The following is an 18,149-nucleotide window of genomic DNA, read 5'->3' as shown; positions in this document are numbered from 1 at the left end:
GGCGTCTCGCCTCAGGGCCCCTCGTGCAGGGCCGTCAGCGCCTCGGTCAGGGCGGCCATCTCTGCCTCGGTGCCGATCGAGATGCGCAGCCAGTCCGAAAGTCCCGGCGTGCCAAAGTGACGTACCAGGATGCCGGAAGCGCGCAGACGGGCAGCGACCTCGGCCGCCGCGTGATGGGCGGGTCGGGCAAACAGAAAGTTGGCCCGTGAGGGCAGCACTTCGATATCCAGATCCCTCAACGCCTGGGCCGCCGCTTCACGCGTCGCCATAATGGCGCGGCAACACCCGTCATAGTGTTGCGTATCTTCTAGTGCCGCGATGCCGACTGCACTGGCTAGTGGGTCGATGGGGTAGGAGTTGAAGGAGTCCTTGATGCGCTCCAAGCCCTCGATCAGTGCCCTTGACCCTATGGCAAATCCGATCCGCATGCCGGCCAGGCTACGGGATTTCGAGAAGGTCCCTGTCACCAGCAGATTGGGGTGATCATTCACCAGCGGCACGGCGCTTTCGCTGCCAAAGCCATGATAGGCCTCATCGATGAGTACCACGCGTTCGCGCTGGCGTTCCAGCAGTGCCTTGATGTCCTGACGTAAATGCGCGTGACCTGTCGGCGCATTCGGGTTGGCAAAGGCGATGCCGGCATGTCCCTTCTCGGGGAAATGCTCAAGCGGTATTTCCCACCGATCATTCAGGGCGATCTTTTGTAGTTCGATGCCGTAAAGCTGGCAGTAGACCGGATAAAAGCTGTAGGTGTACTCCGGTATGGCCAATGCCTCACCGTCACGCACGAAAAATGCGCGAAAGGCAAAGGCCAGCACTTCATCAGAGCCATTCCCCACGAACACCTGTTCACGCGTGACGTTATAGGTGCGCGCCAGCATATCGCGCAGCGCCAGCGATTCAGGGTCAGGATAGCGTCGCAGCTGCTCGCAGGGAAAATGTCTAAGGACGTTTTCCACGCCCCTGGACGGCGGGTAGGGGTTCTCGTTGGTGTTGAGCTTGATCATGCGTTGCCGGGGCTGTTCACCGGGCACATAAGGGGTCAGTGCTGCTACTCCAGGGCTCCAGAACGTGCTCATCGCTGCTCTCTGCAAGGGGATAATACGGTGGAATCATGTTGACCCCTGCCCGTGTCATTCGCAAGCCTCGTTCATGTGCCGGGATCTGCTAATCTCGGGGACTTCATGAAATGGCGAGGAGCTGTCCGGTGGCTGGAAGTATCCAACGCATCAGTGCCATGGGAGTCACCTTCCTGCTGGGGTATCTCGTGCTGGCACTCCCCAATCAGATCGGCGCGCTCGCCCGAGTCAGTGAGTGGTGGCCACCACTTGAGCTTCCGCTCCTGTTGATGGCGCTGTGGGGACTTCCCCACCGCGTGACACGCCTTTTGTCGCCATTGTTGGCGATTGTGCTTGTCCTGCTGGCACTGCTCAAAATGGCTGACATGGTGGCGCTTCAGGCCTATTGGCGAATCTTTGATCCCATATCGGACTGGCGCCTGCTGGGGCCGGGGTGGAACGTCTTCAGCGGCACGGTAGGCGCCGACAAGGCCTGGCTGGTGGCTGCTGCTCTCGTCGTGGCGCTGCTTTTGATACTGGCCATCATGGTCGCCGGGTGGTCGCTTCTGGCGCGTCAGACGGCGCCAGACAGGCCGGCAGGTCAGCGCAAGTGGCTCTGGGGCATGGCGTCAGGGTTACTGCTGGTGTCAGTGGTGGGGTCTATCTGGGATGACGCGCCTCGGCCCGCCAAATCCTCACGCCTGATTGTCGAACACGTTATACAGTCGCGGCAGAATCTTCGCGATCTTGCCGACCTGAAAGAGCATGCCCGTCAGGATCCTGTCGCGCAGACACCACCCACCGAGCATCTTTTTACCGGTCTGAAAGGGCATGACGTTCTCTTTGTCTTTATAGAATCCTATGGGCGCACGGCGCTTGAGGATGAGCGCTATGCCGGCGTCATGCGTTCACGCATGGCCGCCATCGATAACGAGCTTGGACAGGCCGGGTTTGGCGCCCGCAGTGCCTGGCTTGCCTCGCCGACGGTCGGTGGCCAGAGCTGGCTGGCCCATGCCACGCTTCAGTCGGGGCTCTGGATTAATTCGCAGCGGCGCTACAACTGGCTAATGGGGACCGATCGGGTCTCGCTGGCGCGCCTTTTCAAGCGCGCCGGCTGGCGAACCATGGCGGTCGAGCCGGCCTTGACCCGCGAGTGGCTGGCCAATCGCTACTTCCAGTTTGACAAGGTTTACGACGCCCGCAATCTCGGTTATGCCGGCGAACCCTTCAACTGGATTACCATGCCGGATCAGTACACCTACGCAGCGCTTCAGAAACTGGAGCTTTCTCGCAGGCATCGAGCGCCCATCATGGCTGAAATCGCGACGCTGACCAGTCATGCTCCCTGGACGCCCATTCCACCGCTGGTGGACTGGGCGCAGGTCGGCGACGGTCGCATCTTCAATCAGTGGGCCAATGCCGGCGACTCGCCCGATAGGGTCTGGCAGGATAGTGAGCGCGTGCGTACGCAGTATCTCAAATCCGTGGATTATGCCCTTGAGACATTGGCTTCCTTTGTGGCCCATTACGGTAACGATCATCTGGTCGTGATCGCCATGGGGGATCATCAGCCGGCTTCCCTGATTACCGGGGAGGGTGCCAGCATGGACGTCCCGGTACATGTCATGACCTGGGATTCGCGTGTGCTGGATCAGTTTGGCAGGTGGGGCTGGCGCCCGGGCATGCTGCCAGGGCAGGACAGTGCTCACTGGGGAATGGATGCCCTGCGCCAGCGTCTGGTTGAAGGTTTTGGCTCACCCTGAGCAGGGGGGCAAAAGCGATTTTCACCCGGATGACTTGATAAGCAGGCTAACAGTCTCCATGTAGTGGGCTGGCTCAGATTGTTTTTCATTTACCGAGTCACCGAACACGGAGGTTCTCGCCATGCACGATGTTCTATTCGAACCGCTTCAGCTGGGCTCACTGGAAATCCCCAATCGGGTCATCATGGCACCGCTGACACGCGCGCGCACACCGGATCGCATTCCCGGGCGCCTGCAGGAAATCTACTACGGTCAGCGTGCCGGTGCCGGGCTGATCATTGCCGAGGCCACCAATATCTCGCCGACCGCAGCAGGCTATGTCTATACCCCGGGGATCTGGACCGATGAGCAGGAAGCCGGCTGGAAGGGGGTGGTAGAAGCCGTACATGCTCGTGGTGGGCGCATTGCACTGCAGCTCTGGCATGTGGGCCGTGTCTCCAACGAGCGTGTTCAACCTGAAGGTCAGCAGCCGGTCGCCCCCAGTGCCCTGCGAGGTGAAGGCGCTCAGGCTTTCGTGGAGTTCGAGGACGGCAGCTCCGGCCGGGAAGATGCCAGCACGCCGCGCGCGCTGGAAACCGAAGAGATTCCCGATCTGGTGGAAGATTATCGTCTGGCCGCCGTACGCGCTCGCCGTGCCGGTTTTGACATGATTGAAGTCCATGCCGCCAATGCCTATCTGCTGCAGCAGTTTCTGGCGACCGGCTCCAATCAGCGCACCGACCGCTATGGTGGATCGATCGAAAATCGCGCCCGTGTCGTGCTTGAGATCGTTGATGCGGTTGCCAGCGTCTTTGGTTATGACCGGGTTGGCATTCGCATCTCGCCATTCATCGAAATCTTCGGTCTCAAGGACGAGGCGTCCGAGCAGATGGCCTTTTATCTGGCCGATCAGCTCAATGTCCGTGAGCTGGCCTATCTGCATGTCAATGAACCCGACTGGGCCGGTGGTGACATCCACCTGACCGATGATTTCCGTCGCGCTCTGCGGGCACGCTTTCGTAACGGGGCCCTGCTCTTTTGCGGACACTATACGGCAGAGGGCGAGGTGGACCTGATCGAGCGTGGTATCGGCGATGCGGCCGTCTTCGGCCGGCCCTTCATTGCCAACCCCGATCTGCCCGAGCGCTTTCGTGTCGGTGCCGAGCTGGCCGAACCTGACCCTGACACCTTCTATGGTGGCGATGAGAAGGGCTATACCGATTATCCCTTCCTGGCCGATCAGGCGCGCTAACGGCTGCTGACCCTGCCGTAGTGACTCTAATCTGCATTGGTGTCTTTCCGGTGCCCCCGACGAGCAGCTATGCTAGGGGGCACCGGTCGCTCGAGCGGCCAAAAAACAGGCATCAGGAGTAAGCTTCATGCAGATGAAAACGTTGCTGGCCGGTTCGGCACTGATGGCGCTACTGGCAGGCTGTGCCGGCACTGGCGGTGAGCAGCAGGGTACGGATGCCACGGGCACGACGGCCTCGTCCTCGCAGGCCCAGAGCGACACTCGAACCTACACCGGCACCCTGCCGTGTCGCAACTGCAGCGGGATCGCACTGACGGTCAATCTGCAGGGCGATGAGCAGGCCACCGATCCGCAGGCTCGTACGTTCGAACTGGAAGCGCAGTACCAGAACCATCCACAGAATCCGCCGACGGAAACCTACAGCGGCAACTGGGACGTGATCAGCGGCATGCAGGATGACCCGTCGGCCACCGTGTACGAACTGACGCCTTCCGGTGAAGGTCAGGTCTACTATTTCGAGCGCGTCAACGACTCTACGCTTGAACTGGTGGATCCGCAGCTGCGTCGTTTCGAAAACGGCCAGACCCTTCGTCTGACCCGACAGCAGTAATATCGAAGGTGCTGCCCGCTGGGCAGTCTCCAATAGAGGGCGGCGCCAGGCCGCCCTTTTTCATGTCTGAAATCATCAGAGAGGACGGACAGGCAGCATGGCAAAGGCCAAGAGTGCATTTGTGTGCACCGAATGCGGTGCCGAGTATTCCAAGTGGCAGGGACAGTGCAGCAGCTGCCGTGAATGGAACACGCTGACGGAAATACGCCTTTCGAGTGCCTCCCGTCCCGGCAGCAGTACAGGAAATACCGCCCGCCAGGGCTACGCCGGTGGCGCCAGCGTGGCGCTGACAGATCTATCGAAGGTCGATCTGAGCGAACTGCCGCGCTTTTCGACCACTTATGATGAATTTGATCGCGTACTGGGTGGGGGGCTGGTGCCCGGTGGCGCCATTTTGCTGGGCGGGGATCCGGGCGCCGGCAAGTCCACGCTGCTGTTGCAGACGGCCTGCCATCTTGCCCAGCAGCACCGGGTAGTCTATGTCACCGGCGAGGAGTCGCTGTCGCAGGTGGCCATGCGCGCCCACCGTTTATCGCTGCCCACGCAGGGGCTTTCCATGCTGGCTGAAACCAGTGTGGAAACCATTCTGGGCATGGCCGAGCGTGAAAAGCCGGCGGTTCTGATCATCGATTCCATTCAGACCATGCATCTGGAGGACGTCTCGTCGGCCCCGGGCGGCGTGGCACAGGTGCGGGAATCGGCTGCGGCCCTGACCCGCTTTGCCAAGCAGACCGGCACGGTATTGATGCTTGTGGGACACGTCACCAAGGATGGCGCGCTGGCGGGGCCGCGCGTGCTGGAACACATGATCGATGCCTCGCTGTTGCTCGAAGGCAGCTCCGATTCGCGTTTTCGTACCTTGCGCGGGCAAAAGAACCGCTTTGGCGCGGTCAACGAGCTGGGCGTTTTCGCCATGCTGGAGCAGGGGCTGCGGGAGGTGAAAAACCCCAGCGCGATCTTTCTTTCCCGCGCAGAAGAGATGGCGCCCGGCAGTCTGGTCATGGTGGTCTGGGAAGGGACCCGGCCGCTGCTGGTGGAGGTTCAGGCGCTGCTGGATGAGTCGGCACTGGGCAACCCGCGACGTGTGGCCGTTGGCTTTGATGCCCAGCGCCTGGCCATGTTACTGGCGGTGCTGCACCGCCACGGGGGTCTTTTTACCGGCGATCAGGATGTCTTCGTCAACGTGGTCGGCGGTATGAAGGTGCTGGAGACCAGTGCCGACTTGGCCGTACTGCTGGCCGTGGTCTCGAGTCTGCAGAACCGCTCGCTGCCGCGCGAACTGGTCGTGTTCGGGGAGGTCGGTCTCTCTGGCGAGATTCGTCCGGTGCCCAGCGGGCAGGAGCGTATTGTCGAAGCCTCCAAGCACGGGTTTACCCGGGCCATTGTGCCACGCGGCAATGCGCCCAAAAAATCGCCGGCCGGCATGGAAGTGATTGCCGTCGACCGGCTCTCCGAAGCGCTGGAGGCCATCTAACCGGATCGGATGAACGTGATGACTGGCCGAGACGCCGGCGGCGGTGCCACAGTGCAGGTGGACACCATCGCGTATACTGCAGATCAAAAAAGGGACCGCTCATGACACAGATTCGCCTTACCCAATACAGTCACGGGGCCGGCTGTGGCTGCAAGATTGCACCGGATGTGCTGGATTCGATGCTGAAAAATGCAGGCCCCGGTGCTTTTAGTGACAAGCTGATCGTCGGCAATCAGGACCGGGAAGATGCCGCCGTCTATGATCTGGGCGATGGTCAGGGGCTGATCGCCACGACCGACTTTTTCATGCCGATCGTGGATGACCCCTTTGATTTTGGGCGCATTGCCGCGACCAATGCCATCAGCGATGTCTTTGCCATGGGTGGCCGTCCGATCATGGCGCTGGGCATTCTGGGGTGGCCGATTGACAAGCTCTCTCCAAAGATTGCCGGTGAGGTGCTGGCCGGTGCCCAGTCGGTATGCCGCGAGCTTGGGCTGGTGCTGGCCGGTGGGCATTCCATTGATGCTCCGGAGCCCATCTTCGGTCTGGCCGTTAACGGACTGGTCCCGCTTGAGCATTTAAAACGCAACAATGGTGCCCGGCCCGGCGACCGTCTTTATCTGACCAAGCCGCTGGGCGTGGGCATACTGACCACGGCCGAAAAGCGGGGGCTGCTGGCGCCGGAACACCACGGGCTGGCACGAGATATCATGCTGCGCACCAATGTCATCGGGCAGAAACTGGCGACCGTGTCGGGCGTGCATGCCATGACTGACGTGACAGGTTTTGGCCTGGCCGGACATCTGGGTGAAATCTGTACGGCCAGTAATGTGGCCGCCCGGATCGATTTCAGGCGCCTGCCGCGTATTCCCGAGGCAGATGGCTATCTTCGCCAGGGCGCGGTGCCCGGCGGTACGGAGCGTAATCACCATGCCATGGGCAAGCTGATGCCGGCCATGGATGACTATCACTGGCAGTGGCTGTGTGATCCGCAGACGTCCGGCGGCCTGGTGCTGGCCGTCGATCCGGCCTATGAAGATGATGTCGAGCGCATTGGCCGTGAGCATGGCCTGACGCTTGAGGCCTTTGGGGAATGTGTCACGCGAGAGGGCGAAGCGGTCTTCCATGTCCAGCAATAAACAGGGTGATCAGCTTGTTCCAACGCTTGATCAGTTGAAAGATGCATCGCTGCTGATTGATGTACGCGCCCCGGTCGAGTTTGCCCAGGGGGCGCTGCCCGGCGCCATCAACCTGCCGCTGATGGATGACGATGAGCGGGCCCGGGTCGGCACCTGCTACCGGCAAAAGGGCAGTGATGCCGCCCTCCGGCTGGGTCATCAGCTGGTCAGTGGTGCCCTGCGCGAGAGCCGTGTTGCCGCCTGGAAAGAGGTTCTGGCCCGCCACCCCGATGCGCTGATCTACTGTGCGCGTGGTGGCCAGCGCTCGGGCATTGCCCAGCGCTGGCTGGCGGAGGAAGGGCTCGAGGTGGCGCGTCTCAAGGGCGGGTTCAAGGCCGCGCGGCGAACGCTGATGTCGGTGACCGAGCAGGCGGCCAGCGCGCCGTCACTGGTGATTGCCGGGCTGACCGGCTGCGCCAAGACCGACATGATCAAGGCGCTGGATAGCGGTATCGATCTGGAGGGGCATGCGCGCCACAAGGGGTCGAGCTTTGGCCGCCAGCCGGGGCAGCCGCCGACGCAGATCAATTTTGAACACGCACTGGCGATGGATCTGGCCGGTCGTCGGGCGCCCCATGTCTTTGAAGACGAGTCCCGGCGTATCGGCAGCGTCGAGATCCCGCTGCCCCTCTGGCAGGGACTCTGCGCTGCCCCCCGGGTACTGATCGAGATGCCGCTGGAATGGCGACTGGCTCAGATCCGTCGTGACTATATCGACGATCTCTGGATACAGTATCGACAGTCCTATGGTCCGTGGTTGGGCTGGTCGCTGATGCGTCGCCAGCTGGTCAGTGCGCTGGTGCGTCTCAAGAAGCGGCTGGGCAGTGCGCGTCTTGAGCGTCTTTTACAACTGCAGCAGCAGGCCTTTGAAGCCCACGTCACCACGGATGACAGCCAGGCCCATGATGGCTGGCTGTCTCCGCTTCTGAGTGAATACTACGACCCCATGTATCACTATCAGCTACGACAGAGTGAACAGGCCCCGGCGTTTACCGGAACGTGGCAGGAGGTGCTGGCGTTCGTGCGAGAGGCCGTCGATCAGCAGCGCCGCAGTGGCGATGGTGAGTAAGCGTTTGACGTGCGAATTCGCCAGGGCTAAAGGCGCAGCCAGTCGATCATGACCCGGTCGAGCACGGCAGCCTGCTGCGCAAAGCGGCGACTGTCCTCGAACATCTCGTCGCGCGACTGCACCCATGGCCCGGGCGTCGCCAGACTCCGGGACTCGCGCTCGGCGAGCTCTCGAGCCCAGTCCTGCGTGGCTTCCAGGTGGCAATGCATGGCCACCACCCGGGCGCCGTCCCAGGTAAATCCCTGCAGGGGGCTGGCCTCGCTGGCACCGATCGAGATGGCGCCTTCCGGTAGCCCGAAGATACGCCGATGCCAGAGAAAGGCGTCAAAGCGCCCGGGCAAGTCAAGGTCGCCGTCCTCATTGCCGCGGACGGCGTGCCAGCCAAACTCACCGTGCGTATTGAGCGACACGATAGCGCCCAGCGCCTCGGCGATCAGCTCGGCACCATAGCCCAGCCCCATGATCGGCTTTGAGCTTTTGAGCGTGCGCTCAAGAAGATGCTGTTCACGTTTGGTCCAGCCGTGTGCCACGATCTGTTCCGGGCCGCCCAGCACGATCAGGGCGTCGAAGTCGCCGGGGCGGGGCGGCACTTCGTCGGCATAAAGGCGACAGACGTTGAAACTGTGGCCCATGCTGGTCAGCCAGTCCGCCAGTCGGGCCGGTCCGAAATGAGGCGCATGCTGTAAAAAATAGATATGCATGATAGGGCCATGATGGATAACGATAATTTGATCACTCAGCATACACCGATATGGACAAGTACCGGGAAGTCCCATGCGTAACGAGGTACGTGAGCAGGCCACCACCATTATTGCCCGCATTCCCGAAGGGCGGGTGACCACCTATGGCGCGATCGCCAAAATGACGGAGGGCGCCACGCCGCGCTCGATCGGGGCGCTGCTGCGTCTGCTGCCGGAAGGGCATACGCTGCCCTGGCATCGCGTTGTGGCCGCCGGTGGCCGACTTGCCGATCATGAGGGCGCCCGCGTGCAGCGCGAACTGCTGAGCTCCGAAGGCGTCATGTTCGATGCCCGCGGGCGTATCCCGGAGCGTTTTTTCTGGCCCTGATGGCAGGGTATTACACCGCCGGGTTGTCACAACCTCGGCATGATTGATTCCGGACAGGGAGAACCAGCGATGCCCACCATGATCGCACCGGGTTTTGAAAAGCGTCTGAGGGCGCTGTCACCACGTCAGGCACTGGCGTTCATGGCGACACTGAGCGAGCGGCTGATGCCCAATTACCGTCTCTATGCCGAGATTGGCGAGGCAGGAGATGCCCATGGCGTGACCAGTCTTCTGGCGCTGATATGGGAAAGTCTGGGCGTGCGTGATGCCCGCATCGATTTCGAGCGCCAGGGCGAGAAGCTCGTGGCCTGTGAGCCACCAGAGGCGGATGACAGCTTCGGAGCACGCATTGCTCGCGATCTCACCCTGGCCCTGTCTGCCTGTGTGGATGTGCTGTCAGGTCCGGCAGGCGAGGCGCCGGTCGATGTCAGTCGATTGTCCATTGGCGGCATCGAGCGCTTTATCGAGATGAGTGCCGGTGACGACATTCATGATGATGCCGAACGCGAGGCGCTGATTGATGGGCACGAATTGATGAGCGATGAGCGGTCATTTCAGCTGGCGGTGCTGGAAGCCGTCGAAACACAGACGCTGGACCGCGAAGGGCTTCGCGAACTTCGGGCGCTGGGGAAAAACGAGGGGTTCAGCAATCTGGGGCTGACGGCAGACCAGACCGACGATTGACCGCCAGGGCCTGCGGCGTCGAGCGTCGACGCCGCAGGTCCGCCAGGCTCAAAGGCGCATTTCAATGCCATGGTCGGCCATGTACTGCTTGGCCTGTTCGATGGTGTACTCACCGAAGTGAAAGATACTGGCGGCCAGCACGGCATCGGCGCCGCCTTCCTTCACCCCGGCCACCAGATGATCCAGATTGCCGACCCCGCCCGAGGCGATCACCGGCACCGAGACCGCGTCGCTGATGGCACGGGTGACGCCCAGATCAAAGCCTTCCCGGGTACCATCACGGTCCATGCTGGTCACCAGCAGCTCGCCGGCGCCGTATTCCACCATTTTGCGTGACCACGTCACGGCATCGAGCCCGGTCGGCTTGCGCCCGCCATGGGTGAAGATCTCCCAGCGGGGCGGCTCGCCCTCCTCGCTGACCCGCTTGGCATCGATGGCCACGACAATGCACTGGCTACCAAAACGCTCGGCGGCCTCATACACAAAGTCGGGGTCGGTGACGGCGGCCGTATTGATCGAGACCTTGTCGGCACCGGCATTGAGCAGGGCGCGAATATTGTCGCAGCTGCGAATACCGCCACCGACGGTCAGCGGGATGAAGACTTCGCCGGCAATCCGGCTGACCATATCCAGCGTGGTGCCGCGTGCTTCATGGCTGGCGGTAATGTCCAAAAAGGTGATCTCGTCGGCATTCTGCTCGTTGTAGCGCCGTGCCACCTCGACCGGGTCGCCGGCATCCCGGATGCCCAGAAAGTTGACGCCCTTGACCACACGGCCACGATCCACGTCCAGACAGGGGATGATGCGTTTTGCCAGTGTCATGTCCTTCTCCGGGCGGTCAGCCGCGCTGCTGTGATTCGATGGTGTCACACAGGGTCTGGGCCTCGGCCAGATCAAGCCGGCCTTCGTAAATGGCCCGTCCGGTAATGGCGCCGACAATGCCGGCCGCCGAGACATCCGCCAGCTTCTGAACGTCTTCGATATCGGTCACGCCACCGGAGGCGATCACCGGCACGCCGCCATGGCTGGCCATCTCGACGGTTGATTCAACGTTGACGCCATTCATCATGCCATCGCGCGAAATGTCGGTATAAATAATCGCACTGACGCCATCTTCCGCGAAATGACGAGCCAGATCCACTGCACGCATGGTAGAGACTTCTGCCCAGCCGTCGGTGGCCACATAGCCATCCCGTGCATCAAGGCCGACCATGATATGGCCGGGAAATTCGCGACACATCTGGCGGACAAAGTCCGGATCGCGCACGGCCTGGGTGCCGATGATGACCCAGCTGACGCCAGCATCGAGATAGCTCTGGATCACCTCTCGGGTGCGGATGCCGCCACCAATCTGAATGGGCAGGTCCGGAAAGCGGGCCGCAATGGCCCTGACCGCTTCTTCGTTGACCGGGCGGCCTTCGAAGGCCCCGTTGAGATCGACCAGGTGCAGGCGCCGCGCGCCAGCATCCACCCAGCGCTGTGCCATGGCCACCGGGTCTTCACCGTAGGTGGTCGAGTCTTCCATACGGCCCTGCTTGAGGCGAACACACTGACCGTCTTTCAGGTCGATGGCGGGGATGACCAGCATGGGGATTCCTTATCCTTGTCGTGAAATGTCCTGGGCGCGGGAAAGTCAGGGCGACCAGGCCACAAAGTTTGCCAGCAGTCTGAGACCGGCCTCGGCACTTTTTTCCGGATGAAACTGTACGGCAAAGACAGCGTCGCGGCCGGTGGCCACATGAGCGCGACTGCCGGCATAGTCGATGTAGCCCATCGCGTGGGCATCGTCATCGGCCTGAACGAAATAGCTGTGCACAAAGTAGAACCGCTCGCCGGTCAGGATGCCTTCCCACAGCGGGTGCATGTGGTGCTGGTGAGCGCGGTTCCACCCCATGTGCGGCACTTTGAGCCGCTGGCCCTGCTCGTCGAGGGCCGTGTCGTTAAAGCGCGTGACCCGCCCTGGCATGTAGCCAAGACAGCGCACGCCGCCATTTTCCTCGCTTTTGTCCATCAGCATCTGCTGGCCGACACAGATGCCCAGCAAGGGCTTGCTGGCATCTTTCAGGAGCTCCTTGACCAGGCCGGTCAGCTCGGTACGCTCAAGCTCGCCCATGCAGTCACGAATGGCGCCCTGGCCTGGCAGAACTACGCGCGAGGCCCCCTTGATCGCACGAGCATCCCGCGTGATGGTGACGCGTTCATCCGGGCTGACGTGCTCAATGGCCTTGGCCACCGAATGCAAGTTACCCATGCCGTAATCGATGATGGCAATCGTCATGCTGAACACACTCCTTGCCAACCGGCATCACGCCGATCGGATGGTGTTGGATTACAGGCTGCCCTTGGTCGAGGCGATACGGCCCACCATGCGCTCATCCGGAGAGACGGCCATGCGCAGGGCGCGACCAAAGGCCTTGAAGATGGTTTCGACCTGATGGTGGGCGTTGTCGCCCTTCAGGTTGTCGATATGGACGGTCGCACGGGCATGGCTGGCGAATCCCTGGAAGAATTCGGACACCAGCTGGGTCTCGAAGGCGCCGATGGTCGCGCGCGTGAACCTGGCATTCATGAAAAGCCCCGGGCGGCCGGAAAAATCGATCACCACGCGTGAGAGTGCCTCATCCAGGGGGACATAGGCGTGACCATAGCGATGGATGCCACGCTTGTCGCCCAGCGCCTCGGCAAAGGCCTGGCCCAGAGTAATGCCGGTATCCTCGACCGTATGATGATCGTCGATATGACGATCGCCGTCGGCATCGATGGTTAGATCGATCATGCCATGGCGTGCTATCTGATCGAGCATATGCTCGAAAAAGGGCACGCCGGTATCGGCCTTGAGCTCCCCCTGGCCGTCAAGATCGAGCGAGACGCTGATGCGCGTTTCGCTGGTATGACGTGAAATACTGGCGCATCGCGGCGACTGGGTCATGAAGGCTCCCTGCAAAAAGAAGATCATCGCCTTGCCAAGGCGTAATGGATCACAACGATATCAAAAGCGGATCACGCCCGCGCGGCTCGATGGACTGAAAGGTTGTTGCCGTACGCCCGAGCGCTTGCGCCGACGCGCCATTATAGAGAAGGGCAGTGACCATCCGCTACACTAACGCCTGCAACCGATGGGCGGGTTTCTGCCATGATGGCGGAGCCTGTCGATGAGGTGGGTGGTAAAGGGCCTTTGGGAGAGTGTTCAATGAAAGCGTTGTTCAGGATAGTGCTGGCGGCGATGGGGGTGCTGGGACTGCTGGCCGTGGCCGTGGTCATTTATGCGACGACCTTTCTCGATCCCAACGACCTCAAGCCAAGGCTTGCCGATGCCGTACGTGAGCACACGGGGCTTGAGTTGTCCCTGAATGGCCCGCTGTCCTGGACGTTTTATCCACGCATCGGCATCACCGTTGAAGACGCCTCGGCACGTCTTCCCGACCAGAATGAAGGAGAGGCGCCCTTTGCAGCGTTCAGACAGGCCGAGGCGCGTCTGCGCTTTGCCCCGCTGTTAAGTGGCAATATCGAAGTCGACGGTTTCACGCTCGACGGTCTTCGTCTCAATCTTGAACGTGACGAGCAGGGGCGGGGTAACTGGGAGACGTTGATCGATACCGCCGCGCGTCAGGACGATGCCCCGCCAGCCTCGCCCTCTCGGCGCCCGCAGCGCGTCACGACCGCCGGTGATCGGCCTCTGGCCATGGATATCGCCAGCATCCAGGTCAGTGATGGTCAGGTGCATTTTGAGGATCATCAGTACGATCGTGACATCACGCTGTCCTCGCTCGCCCTGCTGGCCTCCAACGTCACCTCCGGCGGTGCCTTTCCGCTGGAGTTGTCCTTTGACCTGAAAAGCTCCCAGCCCGAAGTGGCGGGCAGTGTCAGTCTGAAAAGTCAGGCCAGTCTTGATCTGAATAGCGCTGTTTATACCCTCAGTGGCCTGGCCCTGAAAGGGTCAGTACACCTGTCGACACTGGATGACGCTCACGATCAGAGCTTCACCGTCAATGCGTCAAAACTTGCCGCGGATCTGCCCCGGCAGCTTTATACCTTCGACGATGCGGCATTCGATGCCACCTTCCACGTGCCGTCGTTGGGTGAGCACGCCCTGCCACTGGGCGGCGAGGCCAGTGGTGAGGTATCGCTGGCGGACGATCATGCGACCCTGACGTCGTTTGCGCTCACAAGCGGCCAGTGGCTGCGCCTGACCGGCAGCGGGGAGGCCCGCAACCTGCAGGATGATCTGCGCTGGCAGGGGCAGGTCGATATGGCGCCGGCTGATCTTCGCAGCTGGCTGGAGCGGCTGGGAAAACTGCCGGCCACTGCAGATGCTCAAGCGTTTCAGCGGGTGGGCGTCTCTTCGCGAATTGAGGGTGATACACATTCAGCGCGGTTTGCGGACCTGGCCATCCATATTGATGACACGACCCTCAAAGGGACGGCATCGCTGGGACTTGATTCTCCTCATCTGCATGCTGATCTCTCGAGTGATTCGCTGGATCTTGATCGCTATCTGCCACCGAAAGCCACGCAAGTGTCTCAGGCCAACAGTGCGCCACAGCCCAGAGGCAGCGAAGCAGCGCCAACCACAGGCACTGAAAACGCCTCTGGTGAAGGAGCCTGGACGCTGGCCCGCTCGCTGGATCTTGCTTTGAATCTACGTCTCGAGGCGCTCAAGGCACGTGATCTCCAGCTTGAGAATGTGTCGCTGCAGGCTCAGGGTAGTGATGGGCGTTACCGTCTCTCGGAGCTTGACGCCGATCTTTATGAGGGCACGCTCAAGACCAGTGGCGCCATGGATGTTGCAGCATCCCCGGTGTCACTGTCGCTTGAGCCGCGGTTGACCGGTGTGGCGCTGCAACCTTTGCTGAGTGACGCGCTGGGCCGTGATGACCTTTTCCGCGGTACGCTCAATGCCCAGGCGGCGCTGTCCTCTACGCCTGGAGAAGATAATTCTCTGCTGGCCCATCTTGATGGCAAGGCAGCGTTCGAGATTACTGATGGCGCCATGCTGGGCATCAATCTACCGGGTCAGCTGTGTACTACGGCTGCCATGCTGCAGGGCAACAGCACCTCGCACGAGTGGGGCAGCGATACCGAGTTCGATCAGTTCGCCGCCAGCTTCGATATTGTCGACGGTGTCATTCAAAATGATGACCTGAAAGTGGCCCTGCCAGGGATTGATATTGCCGGCAGCGGTCAGGTAGACCTGAAGGCGCAGAATCTGGACATGGCGCTGGCCGCTCGGCTGGTCAATACCGCCGACACCCAGGGGTGCCCGGTCAGCGCGACGCTGAGCCGCATACAGCTGCCGCTGCACTGTTCGGGGGATCTAAAGGAGGCTCCGGCCAAGTGGTGTCGCTTCGATACCGACGCCTTTCGCGCCATCCTGCAAAAGACCGCTGCCAGCGAAGGGCAGCAGACGCTGCGCGAGCATCTGGACCGTCAGCTGGATGGTAAACTGGGGCAGCGCATCGAGGAAAAGCTGGGCGAGGATTCCGGCAACAATCTGAAAAATGCCATCAAGGGGCTGTTCCAGTAATCACGTCATATGGCCGGCGTCCCGATTGATCAGGGCGCCGGCACTTTCCGAGTTTCATATCCGGGCGAGAGCCAATTCGTGAGTACTTTTATCGAGGCCCTGCAGCCGCTGGATGCCGAATATTTTCGCACCCGGTTGCTGGGCTGGTTTGATCAGTATGGCCGTACCCATCTGCCCTGGCAGCAGGACAGAAGCCCTTACCGCGTCTGGGTGTCAGAGATCATGCTGCAGCAGACCCAGGTGGCCACCGTCATCGGCTATTTCGAGCGCTTCATGCAGCGCTTTCCGGATGTCGAGGCGCTGGCGGCGGCCGAGCAGGATGAGGTACTGCATCTCTGGACGGGGCTGGGATACTACGCCCGTGCCAGAAATCTGCACCGCGCCGCAAAATGTGTCGTGCATGAGCATGGCGGCGAGTTTCCGGTCGAAAGCGTCGAGACGTTGAGTGCGCTGCCGGGTATCGGCCGCTCGACGGCCGGTGCCATCATTGCGCAGGCCACCGGCAAGCGGGCCCCCATTCTGGATGGCAACGTCAAGCGGGTACTGACGCGCCTGCATGGTGTCGAGGGCTGGCCCGGTCGGCCGCAAGTGGAACGAAGGCTCTGGCAGCTGGCCGAGCATTATACACCGCAGTGGCGCTGTGCTGACTTCACACAGGCAATGATGGACATGGGGGCTACCCTCTGCACTCGGCGCCGTCCCAGCTGTCTCCTGTGCCCCTTTGAAGCCGATTGCGTGGCCCATGCCAGGGGAGAGGAGCACCGCTTTCCCGAGTCGAAGCCGAAAAAGGAAAAGCCCGTTCGTCAGACAGTGATGCTGATGCTGCGTGATGAACGTGGGCATGTACTGCTGGAGCAGCGTCCTTCCAGCGGTTTATGGGGTGGCCTGTGGGGGATGCCGCAGTTTGATGATCATGACGCACTGCAGGCCTGGCTGGCCCGGGAGATGCCCGGTAGCGAGATGCAGGGGCAATGGCCGTGCTTTACGCATGTCTTTACCCACTTTCGACTTGAGATCACGCCGGTTCAGGCGCATCTGTCCGGCAGCGGTGGCTACCCCGCTGTAGCCAGGCGGCGATGGTATGATCCGGATCAACCTGACAGCATAGGGCTGGCAGCACCGGTCAAGGCGTTGCTTGAATCCCTGTCATCATCCACGCTCCTTTGAGAGCGTTTAAAAAGGTATTTCAATGACTCGTACGGTATTTTGCCGCAAGTATCAGCAGGACATGGAAGGACTACAGATGCCGCCCCTGCCGGGTGCCAAAGGTCAGGACATCTATGACAATGTGTCCAGACAGGCCTGGGAGGAGTGGCAGGCGCTGCAGACGCGGCTGATCAATGAAAAGCGTCTCAACATGCTCGATCCAGAGACCCGCGATTATCTGATGATGCAGATGACGCAATTTTTCAACAACGAACAAACCGACAGCGCTGAAGGCTACGTGCCGCCCTCTCAATAAGTTTTTGAAATAATGTTGAGAAAGGTGTTGACCCGAGAAGAGGTTTTCGATTTAATACGCAGCCGTTGGCAGCGGCCAGATAGCTCAGTCGGTAGAGCAGGGGATTGAAAATCCCCGTGTCGGCGGTTCGATTCCGTCTCTGGCCACCATCTGCTGGGGTATAGCCAAGTGGTAAGGCACCGGTTTTTGGTATCGGCATTCCCAGGTTCGAGTCCTGGTACCCCAGCCATTTCAGTCTGCATGCATTCTGAATATGCCGGCTTAGCTCAGTTGGTAGAGCAACTGACTTGTAATCAGTAGGTCGAGGGTTCGACTCCTTCAGCCGGCACCATTTCGAATTGCTTTAAAGGCAATCTCGAAAAAAGAAACCGCCTTCAGGGCGGTTTTTTTATAGGTAAATGACCGGCCAGGTGCTGATCGCAACGATCGGCAGCGCCTGTTGGTTCGAATAAAGACGTTGAGCAGACCATCCGGTTTTCATGCCATTGCCCGATCCGGACGCCATGCATGTCGCGTCTGGTTTTAAATATTCGGATTTTGTTGACCTCCCTTCGTTTTTCCGTTATACGGAGTGTTCATCTTGTTCGTATCGCATACCCCCTACCAAAGGGTTACTTGACCCGGTAAAGCGATAGGTGCACTATGATCTAGATGGTGAACAAGGCAGTATATCGTCAGTTGTAATCGATCCTGTCGAGAGCATATGAATGGCTATCTTGTTTTTGCCCACAATGGGCTAACCATCATTAATTTATTGCACAGGTATCAAAAGCATGGCAACTGGCACTGTTAAGTGGTTCAACGACAGCAAAGGCTTCGGTTTTATTTCTCCTGACGACGGTGGCGACGATCTGTTCGCACACTTCTCCGAGATTCAGGCAGAAGGTTTCAAGTCGCTGCAGGAAGGCCAGAAGGTCTCCTTCAACGTTACTCAGGGTAAAAAAGGTCTGCAGGCTTCTGCAATCCGCCCCGAGTAAGTCGGTAGATTAAATTCTACTGTAAAGGGAGCTGCCATCGGCAGCTCCCTT

Annotated in this window: 18 protein-coding genes and 3 tRNA genes; 15 read left to right on the top strand and 6 right to left on the bottom strand. The window is 60.5% G+C overall.

Annotation, left to right across the window (positions count from 1 at the left end; all coding sequences use genetic code 11):
* Nucleotides 1–11 precede the first annotated feature (11 nt).
* On the bottom strand, nucleotides 12–1,079 hold the full coding sequence (gene hisC / locus Q0931_RS15790) for a histidinol-phosphate transaminase (RefSeq protein WP_299261955.1): 1,068 nt from the start codon (nucleotides 1,077–1,079) through the stop codon (nucleotides 12–14).
* 128 nt (nucleotides 1,080–1,207) lie between these two features.
* Between hisC and Q0931_RS15785 the strand changes: the two genes are divergently transcribed.
* The 6 genes from Q0931_RS15785 (at nucleotide 1,208) to mnmH (ending at nucleotide 8,383) form a co-directional block, all read left to right on the top strand.
* The gene (locus Q0931_RS15785; protein ID WP_299261954.1) at nucleotides 1,208–2,821 is read left to right on the top strand and encodes a sulfatase-like hydrolase/transferase; all 1,614 of its coding nucleotides are present in this window, start codon (nucleotides 1,208–1,210) and stop codon (nucleotides 2,819–2,821) included.
* Between the two features lie 121 nt (nucleotides 2,822–2,942).
* Complete coding sequence (locus tag Q0931_RS15780; RefSeq protein ID WP_299261953.1) at nucleotides 2,943–4,052, top strand: alkene reductase; 1,110 nt, start codon at nucleotides 2,943–2,945, stop codon at nucleotides 4,050–4,052.
* 127 nt (nucleotides 4,053–4,179) lie between these two features.
* On the top strand, nucleotides 4,180–4,662 hold the full coding sequence (locus tag Q0931_RS15775) for a copper resistance protein NlpE N-terminal domain-containing protein (protein ID WP_299261952.1): 483 nt from the start codon (nucleotides 4,180–4,182) through the stop codon (nucleotides 4,660–4,662).
* 97 nt (nucleotides 4,663–4,759) lie between these two features.
* Nucleotides 4,760–6,136, top strand: a complete 1,377-nt coding sequence (gene radA / locus Q0931_RS15770) for a DNA repair protein RadA (protein ID WP_299261951.1) — start codon at nucleotides 4,760–4,762, stop codon at nucleotides 6,134–6,136.
* Between the two features lie 101 nt (nucleotides 6,137–6,237).
* A complete protein-coding gene (gene selD, locus Q0931_RS15765; protein WP_299261950.1) occupies nucleotides 6,238–7,275 on the top strand; it encodes a selenide, water dikinase SelD in 1,038 nt (345 codons plus the stop codon).
* Nucleotides 7,262–8,383: a tRNA 2-selenouridine(34) synthase MnmH gene (gene mnmH / locus Q0931_RS15760; protein ID WP_299261949.1), complete on the top strand. Its 1,122-nt coding sequence runs from the start codon at nucleotides 7,262–7,264 to the stop codon at nucleotides 8,381–8,383. The genes selD and mnmH overlap by 14 nt, the downstream gene beginning before the upstream one ends.
* 26 nt (nucleotides 8,384–8,409) lie before the next feature.
* On the opposite strand, the gene Q0931_RS15755 is transcribed toward mnmH, so the two are convergent.
* Entirely contained in the window at nucleotides 8,410–9,084 is a 675-nt protein-coding gene (locus Q0931_RS15755; RefSeq protein ID WP_299261948.1) for a type 1 glutamine amidotransferase, read from the bottom strand.
* 73 nt (nucleotides 9,085–9,157) lie between these two features.
* On the opposite strand from Q0931_RS15755, the gene Q0931_RS15750 reads away from it, so the two are divergent.
* Both Q0931_RS15750 and Q0931_RS15745 read left to right on the top strand, forming a co-directional pair.
* Nucleotides 9,158–9,451, top strand: coding sequence for an MGMT family protein (locus Q0931_RS15750; protein ID WP_299261947.1), 294 nt, complete (start codon nucleotides 9,158–9,160; stop codon nucleotides 9,449–9,451).
* A gap of 69 nt (nucleotides 9,452–9,520) precedes the next feature.
* Nucleotides 9,521–10,135, top strand: coding sequence for a DUF416 family protein (locus Q0931_RS15745; protein WP_366941629.1), 615 nt, complete (start codon nucleotides 9,521–9,523; stop codon nucleotides 10,133–10,135).
* A 48-nt stretch (nucleotides 10,136–10,183) separates the two neighbouring features.
* Here the strand turns inward: Q0931_RS15745 and hisF are convergent, their stop codons facing one another.
* From hisF to hisB, 4 genes are read right to left on the bottom strand one after another with little or no spacing between them, the layout of a single operon-like run.
* Nucleotides 10,184–10,957, bottom strand: a complete 774-nt coding sequence (gene hisF / locus Q0931_RS15740) for an imidazole glycerol phosphate synthase subunit HisF (RefSeq protein ID WP_299261946.1) — start codon at nucleotides 10,955–10,957, stop codon at nucleotides 10,184–10,186.
* Between the two features lie 16 nt (nucleotides 10,958–10,973).
* Nucleotides 10,974–11,723, bottom strand: a complete 750-nt coding sequence (gene hisA, locus Q0931_RS15735; RefSeq protein ID WP_299261945.1) for a 1-(5-phosphoribosyl)-5-[(5-phosphoribosylamino)methylideneamino]imidazole-4-carboxamide isomerase — start codon at nucleotides 11,721–11,723, stop codon at nucleotides 10,974–10,976.
* Nucleotides 11,724–11,768: 45 nt separating this feature from the next.
* Nucleotides 11,769–12,413, bottom strand: a complete 645-nt coding sequence (gene hisH, locus Q0931_RS15730; RefSeq protein ID WP_299261944.1) for an imidazole glycerol phosphate synthase subunit HisH — start codon at nucleotides 12,411–12,413, stop codon at nucleotides 11,769–11,771.
* Between the two features lie 51 nt (nucleotides 12,414–12,464).
* Complete coding sequence (gene hisB / locus Q0931_RS15725; protein WP_299261943.1) at nucleotides 12,465–13,064, bottom strand: imidazoleglycerol-phosphate dehydratase HisB; 600 nt, start codon at nucleotides 13,062–13,064, stop codon at nucleotides 12,465–12,467.
* Nucleotides 13,065–13,325: 261 nt separating this feature from the next.
* Between hisB and Q0931_RS15720 the strand changes: the two genes are divergently transcribed.
* From Q0931_RS15720 to Q0931_RS15690, 7 genes are all read left to right on the top strand, one after another.
* The gene (locus tag Q0931_RS15720; RefSeq protein WP_299261942.1) at nucleotides 13,326–15,659 is read left to right on the top strand and encodes an AsmA family protein; all 2,334 of its coding nucleotides are present in this window, start codon (nucleotides 13,326–13,328) and stop codon (nucleotides 15,657–15,659) included.
* A gap of 78 nt (nucleotides 15,660–15,737) precedes the next feature.
* Entirely contained in the window at nucleotides 15,738–16,826 is a 1,089-nt protein-coding gene (gene mutY / locus Q0931_RS15715) for an A/G-specific adenine glycosylase (protein ID WP_299261941.1), read from the top strand.
* Nucleotides 16,827–16,848: 22 nt separating this feature from the next.
* A complete protein-coding gene (locus tag Q0931_RS15710; protein WP_299261940.1) occupies nucleotides 16,849–17,121 on the top strand; it encodes an oxidative damage protection protein in 273 nt (90 codons plus the stop codon).
* A 73-nt stretch (nucleotides 17,122–17,194) separates the two neighbouring features.
* A tRNA-Phe gene (locus tag Q0931_RS15705) sits at nucleotides 17,195–17,270 on the top strand.
* A 5-nt stretch (nucleotides 17,271–17,275) separates the two neighbouring features.
* Nucleotides 17,276–17,350: transfer RNA gene (locus Q0931_RS15700), tRNA-Gln, on the top strand.
* A gap of 26 nt (nucleotides 17,351–17,376) precedes the next feature.
* Nucleotides 17,377–17,452, top strand: a tRNA-Thr gene (locus tag Q0931_RS15695).
* 442 nt (nucleotides 17,453–17,894) lie between these two features.
* Complete coding sequence (locus tag Q0931_RS15690; protein ID WP_086620861.1) at nucleotides 17,895–18,098, top strand: cold-shock protein; 204 nt, start codon at nucleotides 17,895–17,897, stop codon at nucleotides 18,096–18,098.
* The last annotated feature ends 51 nt before the right edge of the window (nucleotides 18,099–18,149 follow it).

It is taken from the genome of uncultured Kushneria sp., from assembly GCF_947497025.1.
Lineage (GTDB): Bacteria > Pseudomonadota > Gammaproteobacteria > Pseudomonadales > Halomonadaceae > Kushneria.
The sequence above is the reverse complement of the archived record's forward strand: the minus strand, read 5'-3'. Positions and strand labels throughout refer to the sequence as shown.

Bases quoted from the DNA above. Each gene is read 5' to 3' on its own strand.
- hisC (WP_299261955.1), bottom strand. From the start codon at position 1,079: ATGAGCACGTTCTGGAGCCCTGGAGTAGCAGCACTGACCCCTTATGTG.
- Q0931_RS15780 (WP_299261953.1), top strand. From the start codon at position 2,943: ATGCACGATGTTCTATTCGAACCGCTTCAGCTGGGCTCACTGGAAATC.
- Q0931_RS15775 (WP_299261952.1), top strand. From the start codon at position 4,180: ATGCAGATGAAAACGTTGCTGGCCGGTTCGGCACTGATGGCGCTACTG.
- radA (WP_299261951.1), top strand. From the start codon at position 4,760: ATGGCAAAGGCCAAGAGTGCATTTGTGTGCACCGAATGCGGTGCCGAG.
- selD (WP_299261950.1), top strand. From the start codon at position 6,238: ATGACACAGATTCGCCTTACCCAATACAGTCACGGGGCCGGCTGTGGC.
- mnmH (WP_299261949.1), top strand. From the start codon at position 7,262: ATGTCCAGCAATAAACAGGGTGATCAGCTTGTTCCAACGCTTGATCAG.
- Q0931_RS15755 (WP_299261948.1), bottom strand. From the start codon at position 9,084: ATGCATATCTATTTTTTACAGCATGCGCCTCATTTCGGACCGGCCCGA.
- Q0931_RS15750 (WP_299261947.1), top strand. From the start codon at position 9,158: ATGCGTAACGAGGTACGTGAGCAGGCCACCACCATTATTGCCCGCATT.
- Q0931_RS15745 (WP_366941629.1), top strand. From the start codon at position 9,521: ATGCCCACCATGATCGCACCGGGTTTTGAAAAGCGTCTGAGGGCGCTG.
- hisF (WP_299261946.1), bottom strand. From the start codon at position 10,957: ATGACACTGGCAAAACGCATCATCCCCTGTCTGGACGTGGATCGTGGC.
- hisA (WP_299261945.1), bottom strand. From the start codon at position 11,723: ATGCTGGTCATCCCCGCCATCGACCTGAAAGACGGTCAGTGTGTTCGC.
- hisH (WP_299261944.1), bottom strand. From the start codon at position 12,413: ATGACGATTGCCATCATCGATTACGGCATGGGTAACTTGCATTCGGTG.
- hisB (WP_299261943.1), bottom strand. From the start codon at position 13,064: ATGACCCAGTCGCCGCGATGCGCCAGTATTTCACGTCATACCAGCGAA.
- Q0931_RS15720 (WP_299261942.1), top strand. From the start codon at position 13,326: ATGAAAGCGTTGTTCAGGATAGTGCTGGCGGCGATGGGGGTGCTGGGA.
- Q0931_RS15710 (WP_299261940.1), top strand. From the start codon at position 16,849: ATGACTCGTACGGTATTTTGCCGCAAGTATCAGCAGGACATGGAAGGA.
- Q0931_RS15690 (WP_086620861.1), top strand. From the start codon at position 17,895: ATGGCAACTGGCACTGTTAAGTGGTTCAACGACAGCAAAGGCTTCGGT.